This is a genomic window from Serratia sp. CoH_122_TC_1 (assembly GCF_058191755.1).
Genome location: NZ_JBXWLA010000011.1, coordinates 139,790 through 155,765, shown reverse-complemented (window position 1 = coordinate 155,765; position 15,976 = coordinate 139,790). Strand labels below are relative to the sequence as shown.

Genomic DNA, 15,976 nt, shown 5'->3' with positions numbered 1-15,976 from the left:
CCTAATGTAGGGAATTATACGGTAAATCAGCGCAGAGCGGCGGAAAAATCGTGTCGCTGGATCCTCGGTAACAACACCTTATTGTTTATTAAAATTAAACAATTAGCTCAAAAAACGCCCAGTGAGATATTAACCGACTATACTAAGTGAGCATATCCCTGCCTGTTTCGAACCCTCGCCAAATCTAAAAATCGGCTTTAATGGGATGTTCAAAATCTCCAAGCGATTTTTTCCGGCTGCCTTTTTGGTCAGATGTAAGGAGCTTTTTTGTGAAAGAAATACTAATCAATTGGTTGAAAAAACAACGCAGAATAACCAAAGTCAAACCTTTGCCCCTACGCCGCAGTAAAGGGGAGCCTGAACCGACCGGTGGAACGATCAAGGCCGAACTGTTTTCTGTCGATCAAATGGAGCGCTACGGCCAGCGTCTGGCACGCTCGCACAAGCTGGCAACGCGTAAAACACCTTACTATTTGCTGAAGCGTCTGGACGATAACGAGCGAATTCTGGCAGAAAGCTGCCACCAACTCAGCAACGGCAAAAAAGCCAGCATGACACCCGCGGGTGAATGGTTGCTGGATAACTACTATCTGATCGAAGAACAAATCCGTGTCGTGCGTCATCATTTGCCAAAAACCTTTGGCCGTGGCCTGCCACAGCTGGGCCCACCGCATAATTGCCCGCGTATTTATGACGTCGCTGCCGAGGCGATTACGCACGGTGACGGCCGGTGGGATGCGGAGAGCCTCACCCGTTATATTGCCGCTTACCAAAAAGAAGTTAACCTGACGTTGGGCGAACTCTGGGCACTGCCCGGTATGTTGCGCTTGGCGTTAATCGAAAACCTGCGACGCGTCAGCGTGGAAGTTGCACAGGCACAACGCGAACGCAATTTAGCCGACGCCTGGGTCACGAAAATGCTGGAATCGGCAGAGAACGACCCGGCCAACCTGATCATCGTGATCGCCGACATGGCACGCTCCAATCCCCCTCGTACCAGCGCCTTTGTTGCCGAGCTGGTACGTCGCCTGCAAGGCCATGGCACCATGCTGGCATTGCCGCTTACCTGGGTAGAACAGCGTCTGGCGGAAGTCGGTCTGACCTCTGATGAACTCATCCATCGCTTTAACCAGCAGTTGGCGGTTAGCCAACTGTCGGTCAGCAACAGTATTTCCGGCCTGCGTCAGCTCAGCGAAATGGACTGGGCAGAGTTTGTCGAAACCATGAGTCAGGTCGAGCAAACCCTGCGTGAAGATCCCTCCGGGGTTTACCCCTTAATGCACTTCAACACGCGCGATAACTACCGCCACGTGATTGAAATGCTGGCGCGCCACTGTCCGCACAATGAGGTACAGGTTGCCCAGCACGTGCTCAACATGGCGCGCGTCGCGGCCGAAGATCCCTCCGGCGATCCGCGCCGTAACCACATCGGCTACTACCTGATTGATGATGGCCGCCCAGAGCTGGAACAACAGCTTGATGTACACATCGGGCGCATTACCCAACTGCGCCATACGTTGAATCAGGCCCCGCTGCTTTCCTGGCTCGGTAGCCTGAGCCTAATCACCACCGCGTGCTGTGCGGAACTGCTGCGCCATGCCTATAGCACCGGCATCAGTTGGGGGTTGGTCCTGCTGTTTTTCCCGATGGCCATCGTTGTCAGCCAATTTGTACTCAATCTGCTCAGTGAGGTCACGACCCGTAGTCGTACACCACAGCCACTACCGAGACTCGACTTCTCCTGTGGCATTCCCGCCGAGTTCCGAACCCTGGTGGTAATACCGACGCTGATCGGCAGTAAAAACGACGTTGATAAGCTGATCAATACGCTTGAGGTCTGTTATCTGGGCAACGCGATGAAGCATCTGCACTTTGCCCTGCTCACCGACTTCAACGATGCCCCCCACCAGCACCATACTGAGGATGCGGCCTTACTGGATTATGCCTGCCAACAGATGAAAGCGCTGAACGGACGCTACCCTTGTGAAGGCCCAAGCCACTTTTTCCTGTTCCACCGCGATCGCCAATGGAATGAAAAACAAGGCGTCTGGATGGGGCTTGAACGTAAGCGCGGCAAACTGAATGCCCTGAATAACTGGCTGCGTAACCGGGAAAACGCCTTCAGCACCCTGGTGGGTGACGGCCGTGAGGTTCTGAAAAACGTCAAATACGTCATTACGCTGGACAGCGATACCGTTCTGCCACGCGAAAGCGCCCACCAATTAATCGCCGCCATGGCACACCCGCTCAATCAGCCCCAGTATGATATGAACCAGCAACGGGTGGTGGAAGGTTACGCCATCTTGCAACCTCGTATGGCCGAGGAAATCCCGAGCTACGGCCAGGGACGCTATGCCGCACTGTGCAGCAGCACGCCGGGCAATGATCCTTATACGCTGATGGCGTCGGATATCTATCAGGATCTGTTTGGCGAAGGTTCATTTATCGGCAAAGGCATCTATGACGTCGATGTGTTCTCGCACAGCATGAAAGGGACCTGTCCAGCGAATTTGGTGCTCAGCCACGATCTGCTGGAAGGGTGCTATGCCCGTTCCGGCCTGTTGAGCGACGTGCTGCTGTATGAACAATACCCCAGTAATTATCTGGTGGACGTTGCACGTCGTACGCGCTGGATCCGCGGTGACTGGCAATTACTCAACTGGTTACTGCCACGGGTGAAAACAGAAGACGGCACGCGCACCGCCAACCCTCTGAGTACCCTGTCACGCTGGAAACTGTTTGATAACCTGCGCCGCAGCCTGACGGCCCCCAGCCTGCTATTACTGCTGTTTTGCGGCTTCGTTTGGTTGCCCAACACCCCTTACTGGTTGGCGGTATTCGCCATTATTCTGCTGCTGCCGACCCTGCTGGGACTGGTGCAAGATATCGTACGTAAGCCCCCCCGCAGGCCGCTGCTAAAGCATATACTGCTGGTACTGAACGGCTCACTCCACCGTCTGTCGCAGATCGGTCTACGATTGGCAACGCTGCCGCATGAAACGCTGTACAGCCTCAACGCCATCGCCATTACCTTGTGGCGGTTGCTGATCACTAAACGCAACCTGCAGGAATGGACCAGCTACGACCAGTCCAAAGCCCGTCAGCAGGTCACGTTGGAAAACTTCTACCGCGCCATGTGGATCAACCCGTTAGCCGGGCTGGCGCTGCTGATTTTTACCCTCATGCATAACCCAATGGCGCTGTTTATTACACTGCCCATCACCAGCTTGTGGATCCTGGCGCCATTCCTGCTGTATTACCTCAGCCAAGAGCCTCAACGCAGTAAAACCGCCATTAACGATGAACAACGGCGGTTCCTGCGCCACACCAGTCGACAGACCTGGGACTTCTTCAATACCTTCGTCAATCAGCAGGAAAACTGGCTGCCGCCGGATAACTATCAGGAGATACCGGAACCGGTGGTGGCGCACCGCACCTCACCGACCAATATCGGGCTATCGTTGCTGGCCAATATCACCGCCTACGACTTTGGCTATCTGACACTCAGTGAAGCGCTGCGGCGTATTGAACTCACGCTCAATACGCTGGACCGCATGGAACACTACCGCGGACACCTCTACAACTGGTATGACACCCGCACATTGGAGCCGCTAAACCCGCGCTATATCTCCAGCGTCGATAGCGGCAACCTGGCAGGCCATCTGTTAACGCTCAGCGCCGGCCTGCCCGCACTGGCCCACCAACCCTTGATTGAACCGCAACGGGTTCTGGACGGGCTCGGCGACAGCCTGCAACTGCTGGAACAGCACTGGGGCGACGCCGCACCAAAGAACCTGTCAAAACTGCGTAACCACTGGGAACAGGCTCATCACAGCCACCCTGCCGCCCTGTTAGCCGAACTGAATGCAATGCGCAATTACAGTAACGGCCTGCAAGAGCCGGCGCTAAACCATGGCGATGAAACCCGACGTTGGGCCGGCGCACTGCACCAGCAACTTAATGAGCTCTGCGCCGAGTGGGCGCAATGGTTCGGCTGGCTGAGCGACAACGTATCAGAACTGGAAACAGTCCCCAGCCTGCATTGGCTGGCGAATCCCCCCTCGTCATTGACGCTGTCGGTAGAGCAACGGAGTCAACTTGATGCGGTCAGCATCCAGGCACAAGAAAAGCTGACGCAATTGGATAGCCTGCAACAGCGGCTGGAAAAAATGGCGCAGATGGACTTCCACTTCCTGTATGACGAATCGACCCATTTGCTGACCGTCGGCTTTAACTGCGATCAAAACCGGATGGACAGCAGTAAATACGATCTGCTGGCATCGGAAATCCGGCTGACCAATTACGTCGCCATCGCTACCAACCAAGTCCCTCAACGCAGTTGGTTTGCACTTGGCCGTCTGTTTACCCTGATCGAAAATGAACCGGCGCTGATGTCATGGAGCGGTTCAATGTTTGAATACTTGATGCCGCAATTGGTGATGCCCGCGTACCCCGATTCGCTCTTGGTACAAATGTGCCGTGCTGCGGTAGACAGACAAATTGCCTGGGGCAAAGAACGCGGCGTCCCTTGGGGTATTTCCGAGTCCGGCTACTTTGGTTTCGATGCCGATCAAAATTACCAATACCATGCTTTTGGCGTACCCGGTTTGGGCCTGAGACGCGGTCTGGGTGACGACATGGTGGTCGCCCCTTATGCGACGGTGATGGCATTGATTGTCGACCCGGATGCGGCCTGCAATAACCTGGTCACGCTGGAAAAAAATGGTGCCAAAGGCCGCTACGGTTTTTACGAAGCGCTGGATTACACCACCGCACGCCTCAGCCGCGGTCAACTGTACGTAATTATCCGTTCCTATATGGCGCACCATCAGGGCATGAGTTTCCTGGCCCTGTCGCACCTGTTGCTGGATGCGCCGATGGTGGCGCGTTTCGCCGACTACCCGGCCTTCCAATCAGCACGTTTGTTACTGCAAGAACGGGTGCCGGATGCCGTCGAGTTGTACAGCACGCGTCGCCACTTTGAGACCCATGAGGGCACCATTACCCCAGCCAGCTTCGTAGCGCGTGAATTTAACCGGGTGGACTCACCAATCCCGGAAGTGCAGCTGCTGTCCAACGCCAACTACCACCTGATGCTCACCCAGGCTGGTGGCAGTTACAGCCGCTGGCAGAACCTCGCGCTCACCCGTTGGCGCGAAGATGCTACCTGCGATAACTGGGGCGCCTTCTGCTACCTACGCGATCCGCAAACCGGTGAAGTCTGGAGCAATACCTGGCAACCCATCGGTGGCGCCGCCAAGGGGTACAGCGCCGTATTCAACGATGCCGGGGCCGAGTTCCAGCGCCAACAGGGTGCGCTGACGGTAAAAACCCAGGTGGTGGTATCACCGGAAGATGATATTGAACTGCGGCGCGTGACGCTGATAAATCGCGGCAAACAACCACGCACCATCGAAATCACCAGCTATGCGGAAGTGGTGCTGGCACCGGCAAGCAACGATCTGGCTCATCCGGCATTCAGTAACCTGTTCGTGCAGACCGAATTGCTGCCGGAGCAGGATGCTATTTTGTGCCATCGTCGCCCGCGTGAACCCAAAGAGAAATGCCCGTGGTTGCTGCATATGATGACGGTACAGGGCCGTTCCAGCCAAACATCCTTTGAAACCGACCGTGCCAAATTTATCGGCCGCGGGCGCACGCCCACCAATCCGCAGGCGTTGTATCAAAATGCGCCGCTCAGTAACAGTGCCGGGCCGGTCATTGACCCGATCATCGCTATCCGTCAGCGCGTGGTGCTGGAACCGAACGTACCTCTCACGCTGGATATCTTTTATGGCGTCAGTGAAGACCGCGCCAGTGGAATGGTCATGCTGGAAAAATACCGCGATCGCCATCTGGCAGATCGTGTATTTGAACTGGCGTGGTCGCATAGCCAGGTGGTCCTGCGCCAGTTGAACGCCAATGAAGAGGACGCCAATCTGTTTAATCGCTTGGCGGGCGCAGTGGTCTTCCCGGCGCAAGAAATGCGGGCCGCCGGCAGTGAAATCATTAACAACCGCCGCGGCCAATCGGGGCTGTGGGGCCACTCTATCTCCGGCGATCTGCCGATAGTCCTGCTTACGGTGACCGACAGCGAGAACATCGAACTGGTACGGCAACTGATCCAAGCCCACAACTATTGGCGCTTGAAAGGGCTACAGGTCGATCTGGTGATCCTCAATGAAGACGTCGGCGGCTACCGCCAGGATCTGCAAAACCAGATCATGGGCCTGATCGCCGCCGGTATGGAATCCACCCAAACAGATAAGCCCGGTGGCATCTTCGTGCGCACCAGCGAGCATATGGCACCGGAAGACCACCGGTTGTTGCTCAGCGTTGCGCGGATTTATCTCGACGATCGTCGCGGTGGATTAACGGAGCAACTCAACCAGCGTCTGCAAATGCCGCAGGTTCTGCAGCAACCTCTGTCGCCGGTCACCGCGTCGTCGAAACTGGCCACGGTGGACAATCTGCCGCGTAACCTGCATTCGCCACAGCTGCCCGCCATTGACGCGTTGCAGTTTTACAATGGTCTCGGCGGCTTCTCCGAGAATGGCCGCGAATATGTGATCGCAATGAACGAAAGTAAGATCACGCCCGCCCCTTGGTCGAACGTGATCGCTAATCCGATGTTCGGCACCGTTGTCTCGGAAAGTGGTCAGGCCTACACCTGGTACGAAAACGCCCATGAATACCGCCTGACCCCCTGGGATAACGACCCTATCTGCGACCGCAGCGGGGAGGCCTTCTATCTGCGTGATGAAGAGAACGGGCACTTCTGGTCCCCCACACCACTGCCTGCCCGGGGCCGTGGGCACTACCTGACCCGCCACGGTTTCGGCTACAGCGTCTTTGACCACCGCGAAAACGGTATCGACAGTCAGTTCACCGTGCTGGTGGCCAAAGATGCACCGGTCAAACTGTTCCTGCTAACCCTGACCAATACCTCGGGGCGCACGCGCAAGTTGTCGGCAACCGGCTACGTGGAATTTATTCTGGGTGATTTGCGGCAAAAATCGGCCATGCACATTGTCACACAGGCCGCATCGCCTGAAAGCGGCTGTGGCATCCTGGCCACCAACCATTACGGCAGCAGCGGTTCAGATCGCACCGCTTTCTTTGGTGTCACCGGCGTGCATTGTTCCATCAGTGGCGATCGGCGTGAATTTATCGGACGCAACGGTTCGCTGGCCAACCCGGTGGTGCTGAAACTGCGGCGACTGTCGGGCAAAGTGGGCGCAGCTATGGATCCCTGTGGGGCCGTTCAGTCGGCGCTCAGCCTGATCGATGGCGATCAACGCAGTCTGGTGTTTGCCCTTGGGTTGGGGCAAAACGCCGATGAGGCTGAGGCCCTGTTGCAAAAATACCTGCGGGAAGACAAACTGCAAGATGAACTGCAACGCGTTACGGCACATTGGGACAGCATTCTCAACAAGGTGCAAATCGGGACGCCGCATCCCGCCGTCGACCTGCTGGCCAATGGTTGGTTACTGTACCAAACCCTCTCCTGCCGTATTCAGGCACGCAGCGGTTACTATCAGTCCGGCGGGGCCTTCGGTTTCCGCGACCAATTGCAAGACACGTTGGCATTGACCCATGCGGCCCCAGAACGTCTGCGCGAACAGATCCTGCTGTGCGCTTCGCGCCAGTTTATCGAAGGCGACGTCCAACACTGGTGGCACCCGCCACAGGGCAACGGGGTGCGTACGCGCTGTTCGGATGACTACCTGTGGCTGCCGCTGGCCATTTGTCATTACCTGGATGCCACCGACGATCGGTCCATTCTCGATGAGTCCGTCGGCTATCTGGAGGCGCGCAAACTGGCGCCGGGTGAGGAATCCTCGTATGAGCAACCCGCATCAAGCGCAATACAGGAAACCCTGTATCAGCACGGCGTACGGGCGTTAAAACACGGATTAACCTTTGGTGAGCACGGCCTGCCGCTGATGGGGGCGGGTGACTGGAACGATGGCATGAATATGGTGGGCCTGGAGGGGCGAGGTGAAAGCGTCTGGCTCGGTTTCTTCCTGTTCCATATCCTGCAGCGTTACGGCAACGTCGCTGCTGCGCGCAACGACAACGAACTGGCGGCACTCTGTCGACAACAGGCCGATACCTTGCGCGATAACCTGCGTGACCATGCCTGGGATGGCGAATGGTATCGTCGGGGCTACTTTGACAGTGGAGAGCCGCTAGGTTCTCAACAATCAACTGAGTGCCGCATCGACGCCATCGCCCAGAGCTGGTCTGTGTTGTCCGGTGCGGCGGATAAAACACGCAGCCTGCAGGCGATGCAATCGCTGGATAAACACCTGGTAGACAACCAAGCTGGTCTGATAAAACTGCTGACACCGCCATTCGATGGCAACGGCCCTAATCCGGGTTATATCCGCGGTTATCTGCCTGGCGTGCGGGAAAATGGCGGTCAGTATACCCACGGCGCGGTATGGGCGGTCATGGCCTTCGCCGAAATGGGCAATATCGAACGCGCCTGGGAACTGATGGCGCTCATCAACCCGATCAACCACAGCCTGGACAGCACCGCCGCCGAGCGCTACAAGGTTGAGCCTTACGTGGCGACCGCCGATATATACGCGGTCGCGCCGCACGTCGGTCGTGGCGGCTGGAGTTGGTATACCGGCTCTGCCGGTTGGATGTACCGGCTGATTGTCGAGTCACTGCTGGGATTGAAACGCCGTGGCAATCAGTTGTCCATCAACACCCGTCTGCCTGCGGACTGGCCACAGGTGACACTGAATTACCGGGAGGGTGGCAGCGAGTACCAGTTGATTATCCGGCAGGGAACGGGAACGACGCAGATCACCGTTGATGGTGAAGAACAGCCGGAGGCCGTAATAACGCTGGTAGACGACGGGAAAATCCATCACGTGGACGTCATGCTGGGGCAGTAAAACCAAGGGCGCGGTGAATGACCGCGCCCAATACCTTTACGTCGTTATTTACGCGCCAACAACAGACCCAGCACCAATCCGACCGTCGCCCCAATGCCGACACTGTGCCATGGTTTTTCACGCACATAGCCGTCAGTGCGGCAAACCGCGTCCTTGGCACGCGCATAGTAGGATTCGGTAGAGTCAGTCAGCCGTGACTTGACCTCACTCAACGCCTCTTCGGCATGGGCTTTAATGTCGATGTAGGCCTGATCGGCGCGATCGCCGGAGTACTTCAACACTTCTTCCAGCGTGTCGCTCAGCATTCTCAGATCGTCGTCGAGCGTGGTTTGATCTGCATCCGTATTTCTCGCCATGTTAAGTTCTCCGTATTTAAAAAATGAAGCGGCCCTTAACTATAGACAAGGATAGCCGCTCCCCGCCATCAGACTATTGGCTAAAATTAGAACACCAGCTGGACCTTGGCGGCCAGGCGCTTATCGCCGGCGAATGCCAGAGCTTGTTCCAGTTGCTGATTGTTAAACTCAGCGGAGAGCAGCGGCAACGGATTGATCGTCCCGTCGGACAACCAGGCAACCGCGATATCAAACTCTTCAACAAAACGGAATGAGCCCAGTAAATTCAACTCTTTGGCGATCAGCAGCATCAGTGGAAAATCAGGGAAACTGCCGCCCATACCCACTTGCACGACCGTCCCCTTGGCACGGGTGACCTCCAGACAGCGCAACAGGGATAACGGATGGCCGGAAACTTCAAACGCGATGTCAAAATAGCCTTTCTCCTGTTGGTAACGGCTAAAATCGTCATTGCTTGCATGCATGCAGATAGACGCCCCCATCTCACGGGCGATATCCAGGCAACGTGGGCTAAGATCGGCACAAACAATTTCGCTGGCGCCCAGTGCCTTCAATGCAGCCACCAGTAAGCACCCGATCGGCCCAACACCGGAAACAAACACCCTTTTGCCGTTTACCTCCCCTGGCTGTTTTGCAGCATGAATCGCGACGGCCAAAGGTTCAGCAAACACCATCACCTTCTCATCGCGATCGGCGTCAAAGGCAATGCACTGCGCACTATCAACCACTTTGTATTGGGTGAAGGCACCATCCACATGGGGAAAATACATGGCGCTGCCGAAGAAACGCATGTGAGTACACTGGTTTTGCTGGTTCGCCAGGCAATATTTGCACAGCCCGCAGGGTTTGCTGGGGTTCAACGCCACCTTTTGGCCAACAGCCAGTCGCGCAGTATCACTGGCCACCACCTCACCAATCACCTCATGGCCAAGCACCATCGGCTGGCGCACTTGAAAGCTGCCAACCTTGCCTTCTTGGTAGTAATGCAGGTCTGAACCACAGATACCACCACGCGTGATTTTCACCAGCGTGCCCGTCCCTTGGTATTCCACCTCCTGCTCCACCACTGCGACGTCATATTTGCCTTTAACCACGCAGGATTGGGTTTGAATTTTCATCATTATTTTCCATTAAGCAGGCGGTTATACCGCAGCGGACATGCCGCCATCGACAAACAGCAGGTGGCCATTAACAAAATCGGATGCCTTTGATGACAAGAATACGGCAGCACCAATCAACTCCTGCGGATCACCCCAACGGGCAGCCGGAGTGCGTTTGGTCAGCCACGCGGTAAACTCCGCATTGTCCGCCAGCGCCTGGGTCATTTCCGTTTTGAAGTAGCCCGGAGCAATGCCATTTACCTGAATGTTATAGCGCGCCAGCTCTACACACATGCCGCGCGTCAACATTTTTACCGCCCCCTTTGACGCGGCATAGGGTGTAATGGTGTCACGGCCCAGTTCGCTCTGCATTGAGCCAATATTGATGATTTTTCCGCTTTGGCGCTGCACCATATGGCGCGCCACGGCTTGCGAGACCATAAAGACCGCTTTTTGATTGACGGCAATAATCTCGTCCCACTCTTTTTCCGGGAACTCGGTAAACGGATGACGGCGCTGAATGCCCGCATTGTTGATCAGCACATCGATTCCACCGCCCTCTGCCTCGATTTGCTCAATAGCAGCATGAATGGCCTGAGAGTCGGTCACGTCAAAGGCCGCGGCGTCGGCGCGGAAACCTTCGCGTCGCAACGCTTCAACCGCACGCTGCGCATTTTCCTGAGTGGTCGCATTGACCAGAATATGGGCACCATACTGCGCCAGCCCACGAGCCAGCAGAAAGCCAATGCCCCGAGAAGCGCCGGTAATCAGTATTTTTTTATTATCCAGTGAAAACAAGTTGTTCATAACGCACCCCGGCCATGTCATTCAGAAAGAACAGGCGTCTATCTCAGCGGATCGCTGCCAGCAAAAATGCGATCTAGATCACTTAAAACAGTGTTACTAAAACCTGTTACCTTTAACGTGAAGCTACGCATTCCGTCGAGAAAACATATCAACATAGTTTATTGAAAAATATAGTTTTTATACTTTATGAGGCGGATTGTTATCGCCAGATCGATTTGTTAACATGACATCATGCGGGCCCTTTCCGCCCCCCCAGCTAAGGCATCAGAATGAAGAACCAACGCGTCACGCTGCAGGATATTGCGCTGCTCGCCGGTGTGACAAAAATGACCGTCAGCCGCTATCTGCGCACGCCAGAAAAGGTGGCTGCAGAAACCGCCGCGAAAATTGCCCAAGTGATGAAAGAGGTTAATTTCACCGACAGCGATGAAGCGCGCTCAACGCAAAAACCGCGTATAGGCGTCCTGATCCCTTCGTTCAACAATCAGATTTTTGCCGACCTGTTAGCCGGTATCGAATCCATTACGCTGGAACACGGTTATCAGACCCTGGTGGTGAACTATGATTACAGCCGCCAACGAGAGGAAGAGCACATCGTCCAACTGCTGGCCTACCCCATCGCGGGGCTGATTCTGACAGATTCTGAGCACACATTACGGGCAGAGAAATACTTGGCGGCAGCAAAAATCCCGGTAGCGCAGGTGATGGATCTTGAAGCCCCGGAGGGGCGGATTGCCGTGGGGTTCGATAACTATCAGGCCGGTTATGACATGACAGAAGCGCTGCTTGCCAGCGGAAAACGTCAGGTGGTTTATTTTGGTGCCATGTCTGATGCCCGCGATAACAAGCGCTTTCAAGGCTATTGCCAGGCGATGGAAAACCAAGGGTTAGCGCCGCGTCAAATCACACCGCATCGGGTGTCGTCTGTCAGTGTGGGTTCCGATATGCTGGCGATGGCCCGTCAACTCTATCCTGATTTGGACGGTATCTTATGCACCAATGACGATCTGGCCGTTGGCGTGTTGCAGGCGTGTCTCCGGCTCGGGTTACAAGTTCCACAGGACGTCGCCCTATCAGGTTTTCACGGTTTGGATATCGGCAAAGCCACCACACCGGGCATCGCCAGCGTGATCACACCAAGGTTTGATATGGGTAAAGTCGCTACGGAGATCTTGCTCAAACGCATAAAAGGGCTACCCTGCATTGAGCGCGTGGACCTGCACTACCGCATTTCCCTCGGCGGTACCATTTGAATCAGCGGTTAACATTCTCGGTAACAACAGCGGTCGCTTTGGTTTTCTCATTGCGTGCCGCCAACCACAAGCCGCTGTTTTTCATCGCGTAACCGAACACCAGCCCAACCAGTAAAGACAGGGTCACCAACGGCCAGTCACCGCCACCAGCAAAGGTCGCGCAAGCGCCAATGAAGGTACCAGGCACGAACCCCAGCCACTGTTGCTTTGCCTGAATGCACATCAAAAAAGCCACCACGCCGGTCAGCAGATAACCGAGCATACTCCAGCCTGGAGCGAGCTCACTGCCGTGAATGATCGCCATAGCCCAAAAGACGCCGCTGCAACTGGTCAAGGTGCTGATTAACAACCCTTTTAATCCCCCCTGCGGGCAGGCGAAATAGGCTGTGCAGCCGAGAAAACCGGCCCAGCTGATTAACCCCAGGCTCACCGCAACCCATCCCCAAACGCCAGAGAGGATCCCGGTAGTCAAAGCAATGGCAAAAATAACGTTCATAAACCGACCCGCTGAAAAGGAAGCGCGCAGTTTACGCGAAAATCGGCAAAAATATATGATGGGAATCACATAAAATATGTAATGAGAAACATGGTAATTACAGAACTGAGGAATTTGTCACAAAAAAAAACCAGCGTGGCAAGCACGCTGGAAATGACACACAACAACACCAGGGAAATCGTTTACCAGATTCACTCACGCCCAAATGAGATCGGGCGCTGAAATCTCAGCGTGGGAAGCCCGCGCGGGTCACCATGAGGCTTAACATTAAGCACACCACGGCACTGACCAGGAATAACAGGTTGACCGCCAGATGCAAGCTGGCATGGTCGATCACTACCCCCAACAGGATAGGGATCCAGTTGGCGATATAAGCAATAACGTAAAACAGCGAAATCAGTCTTGCATGGCTTGCCTTCGGTGAAATCAGATTCACCAATGTGGCACTGCCGACAAAGATAGCCCCGTAGGCATAACCCGCAATCACCATACCGGCACTGGCCAGACCCAACGAATGAATCTGTATGGCTTCGGCGAACACCACGACTGACAGCGCTTGCGCCAGGCAGCCAAACATCAGCGAGTGACGAGCATTAACGCGGCGGCTCAGGATCTGGCTAATACCGGCAATCACCAGATAAACCGCGATCACATACCCATAAACACCACGGCTATGCATACCCAACAGCTTTTCCGACACGCTTGGGCCAATCGCCAGAATGCTGGCAGCCACAGCCCAACAGATAAACAGCGCACCGGCACACAGGAAGAACTTGCCCCCTGTCGCTCGCAAGCCATCTCCCAGAGAACTCTTTTCCGTTTCGGCCCCTGTTTCTACGGCTCCATTCAGGGGGACAACCGGAGCAATAGCGGGCCATTTGAGCATCACACCTAACGCAGCGATTGCCGCCACCGCCATAATGATAATGAACGGCAATGAGGTGGTATGGAACCCAGTTTGCAACGCAACGCCGCTGAAAATCGGCCCTAATGCCAGACCGGTGGTAAAAGACAATGTCGCAATCAGTGCCGCATTTTTACCGCCGTCTTTCGGCCCAAAACGCACCAGCGCAATATTCGCGGCCCCGGTCAGGGCGCCGGTACCAATACCGGCCAGCAAACGCGCCATAAACATCATCAGGAACGAATCGGCCATCGAGAATAACAAGGCCCCCGCCAGTACCACCAGCAGCGCAGGAACAATCATGCTGCGCAGGTCCTTCACTTTGCCGGCCATATTGCCCACGCCGAACAATGAGATCAGCACACCCGCAGCATAGGCACCATAAATGACTGTCAGGCTGACCGAGCTTAATGCCAACTCATGTTGATAAAGCGGATAAAGCGGCGTCGGCGCACTGCTGTTGAGCAATGCAGACATTAATGCCAAGGCTAAAAACAATAAGATGGCAAAATGTGACTCGCCCAAATTCGCTTGAGCTGATTTATCAACAGCCACCCCTTCAGACATTTTTCTCTCCCGAAACAATCTGGATAAACACTAAGCCCTGAAAACCAAACTCATCAGGAAACGCGTTTATCATACCGTTCGGGTATAACCGTAAAAATAGCCAAGAATGCATCATAGTGATTCATTAATGCATTCGCGCTGGCAATACTCGCTGGTCTTTATGAAAGAAACGGGCAGAAAGTGGTTACACCGCCTCCGCTTTTTGGACCTTCGCGGGAGCACGTTTCAAAATAGCCAGCGCACCAGAAAGAATAATCAATGCCATGCCCCCGGCGGCAATGTAAGACAGTTTTTCGCCGAACAGCACATAGCCGAGCAAGGTGGAAAAGATGATGGTGCTATAGGAAAGAATGCTAACAATGACCGCATTACCGCTGCCATAGGCGCGAGTCATGGTAATTTGCCCCAGGCTGCCGAATACGCCGATGGCACAGACACACAGTATCATCGCGCTATCCAACGCCGTGAACCCCACCACTGACGTCATTACGCCACCGACCAGCGTGCCCACCAGCGAGAAGTAAAATACCACTCGCAGTTCGGGTTCCCCGCTACGTACCAATTTGCCGACGTTAAAATAGGCCAATGCCGTGAGCAAGCCAGAAAACAGGCCGATCAGGGTCGCCGCATACTCGCCGTTCGGCGCGTCAGGGCGCAATAACACCAAAATGCCGATGAATCCCAGCAGTACCGAGAACAACAGTTTTCCGGTTAACTGACCTTTGGAAGTAACAAAGGCAATCGCCGATTGAAAAATCGGGTTGGTGTAACCCAGCGTAGTGGCGGTGGCGATCGGCAGATGGATCAATGAATAGAAACCGCAGTACATCGCCGCATTACCTATAGCCGCACGTTTCATATGCAGGCCCAGATGCTGGGTACGAAAACCCAGGTTTTTAATATGAATCAGCGCGGCAACGATCAGGACGTTAATGACGGAACGGTAAAAAATGATGTCGAAAAAGCCAACTTTGGCCGAAGCCAATTTGATGCTGGCCCCCATCAGCGCAAAGAACCCGCTGGCGACAACCATCCATAAAGCAACCATGATTTCCTCAGAATGCAGCCCAAACAGGCTGCAAAAAATAATCTATACCCGTAGATTCCAAGCTGCAGCCAGGTAAAGCGGCAACTTGAAAGACGACACCGGCATTATTCGGCGGCTTTTACCGTCAGCGGTTTATTGTCTGCGCAGGCAAAGAACACCAGCATTTCAGCACCTTTATCACCCGATACCCCCTGATGAACAATATCTACCGTGTCGGTAAAAGAGTCACCCTGTTTAAAGGTGTGCTTCACGCCGGTTTTCTTTACCGTCAGCGAAACGCTCCCCCCTGTCATATACACTGCGCTGATGCACGGGTGAGTATGCCAGGCCAGCACCTTGTTCGGCTCAACGGTGACCTTCAACATGGTGATCTGCGGAGCGCCGGCAGGATAATGCTGATAGGGCGACCCCTCCCACGACTTCTCTGTTTTCAGAAGCGTTTCTTTGGTAATGCCTTCACCATGATCGTCAGCGGCCTGTGCATGGCCTTGAAATGCCATCATTAATACTGCCAGAAGTGTCAATTTATACAT

9 protein-coding genes are annotated in these 15,976 nt (G+C 54.8%); 2 read left to right on the top strand and 7 right to left on the bottom strand.

Going from position 1 to position 15,976, the window contains the following annotated elements; genetic code table 11:
- Window positions 1-269 precede the first annotated feature (269 nt).
- Window positions 270-8,912: a glycoside hydrolase family 94 protein gene (locus AC2FC2_RS15765; RefSeq protein ID WP_490659497.1), complete on the top strand. Its 8,643-nt coding sequence runs from the start codon at window positions 270-272 to the stop codon at window positions 8,910-8,912.
- Window positions 8,913-8,956: 44 nt separating this feature from the next.
- Here AC2FC2_RS15765 and elaB read toward each other — a convergent pair whose 3' ends face one another.
- The 3 genes from elaB to idnO form a co-directional block, all read right to left on the bottom strand.
- The gene (gene elaB, locus AC2FC2_RS15760) at window positions 8,957-9,268 is read right to left on the bottom strand and encodes a stress response protein ElaB (RefSeq protein WP_209638951.1); all 312 of its coding nucleotides are present in this window, start codon (window positions 9,266-9,268) and stop codon (window positions 8,957-8,959) included.
- An 86-nt stretch (window positions 9,269-9,354) separates the two neighbouring features.
- A complete protein-coding gene (gene idnD / locus AC2FC2_RS15755; RefSeq protein WP_209639049.1) occupies window positions 9,355-10,386 on the bottom strand; it encodes an L-idonate 5-dehydrogenase in 1,032 nt (343 codons plus the stop codon).
- A 24-nt stretch (window positions 10,387-10,410) separates the two neighbouring features.
- A complete protein-coding gene (idnO, locus tag AC2FC2_RS15750; RefSeq protein ID WP_490308472.1) occupies window positions 10,411-11,175 on the bottom strand; it encodes a gluconate 5-dehydrogenase in 765 nt (254 codons plus the stop codon).
- A 269-nt stretch (window positions 11,176-11,444) separates the two neighbouring features.
- Here idnO and AC2FC2_RS15745 point away from each other — a divergent pair, with 269 nt between their 5' ends.
- The gene (locus AC2FC2_RS15745; RefSeq protein WP_209638947.1) at window positions 11,445-12,428 is read left to right on the top strand and encodes a substrate-binding domain-containing protein; all 984 of its coding nucleotides are present in this window, start codon (window positions 11,445-11,447) and stop codon (window positions 12,426-12,428) included.
- 1 nt (window position 12,429) lies between these two features.
- On the opposite strand, the gene AC2FC2_RS15740 is transcribed toward AC2FC2_RS15745, so the two are convergent.
- From AC2FC2_RS15740 to AC2FC2_RS15725, 4 genes are all read right to left on the bottom strand, one after another.
- On the bottom strand, window positions 12,430-12,924 hold the full coding sequence (locus tag AC2FC2_RS15740) for a DUF1097 domain-containing protein (protein ID WP_209638945.1): 495 nt from the start codon (window positions 12,922-12,924) through the stop codon (window positions 12,430-12,432).
- A gap of 226 nt (window positions 12,925-13,150) precedes the next feature.
- Window positions 13,151-14,395: an MFS transporter gene (locus tag AC2FC2_RS15735; protein WP_490659496.1), complete on the bottom strand. Its 1,245-nt coding sequence runs from the start codon at window positions 14,393-14,395 to the stop codon at window positions 13,151-13,153.
- A gap of 184 nt (window positions 14,396-14,579) precedes the next feature.
- On the bottom strand, window positions 14,580-15,443 hold the full coding sequence (locus tag AC2FC2_RS15730; RefSeq protein WP_209638941.1) for a DMT family transporter: 864 nt from the start codon (window positions 15,441-15,443) through the stop codon (window positions 14,580-14,582).
- Window positions 15,444-15,547: 104 nt separating this feature from the next.
- Window positions 15,548-15,976 (bottom strand): cupin domain-containing protein, encoded by a 429-nt coding sequence (locus AC2FC2_RS15725; protein WP_490659495.1) that lies wholly within the window; start codon window positions 15,974-15,976, stop codon window positions 15,548-15,550.

Coding starts and splice junctions, on each gene's coding strand:
- elaB (WP_209638951.1), bottom strand. CDS start 9,268: ATGGCGAGAAATACGGATGCAGATCAAACCACGCTCGACGACGATCTG.
- AC2FC2_RS15725 (WP_490659495.1), bottom strand. CDS start 15,976: ATGTATAAATTGACACTTCTGGCAGTATTAATGATGGCATTTCAAGGC.
- AC2FC2_RS15730 (WP_209638941.1), bottom strand. CDS start 15,443: ATGGTTGCTTTATGGATGGTTGTCGCCAGCGGGTTCTTTGCGCTGATG.
- AC2FC2_RS15745 (WP_209638947.1), top strand. CDS start 11,445: ATGAAGAACCAACGCGTCACGCTGCAGGATATTGCGCTGCTCGCCGGT.
- AC2FC2_RS15740 (WP_209638945.1), bottom strand. CDS start 12,924: ATGAACGTTATTTTTGCCATTGCTTTGACTACCGGGATCCTCTCTGGC.
- idnD (WP_209639049.1), bottom strand. CDS start 10,386: ATGAAAATTCAAACCCAATCCTGCGTGGTTAAAGGCAAATATGACGTC.
- AC2FC2_RS15735 (WP_490659496.1), bottom strand. CDS start 14,395: ATGTCTGAAGGGGTGGCTGTTGATAAATCAGCTCAAGCGAATTTGGGC.
- idnO (WP_490308472.1), bottom strand. CDS start 11,175: ATGAACAACTTGTTTTCACTGGATAATAAAAAAATACTGATTACCGGC.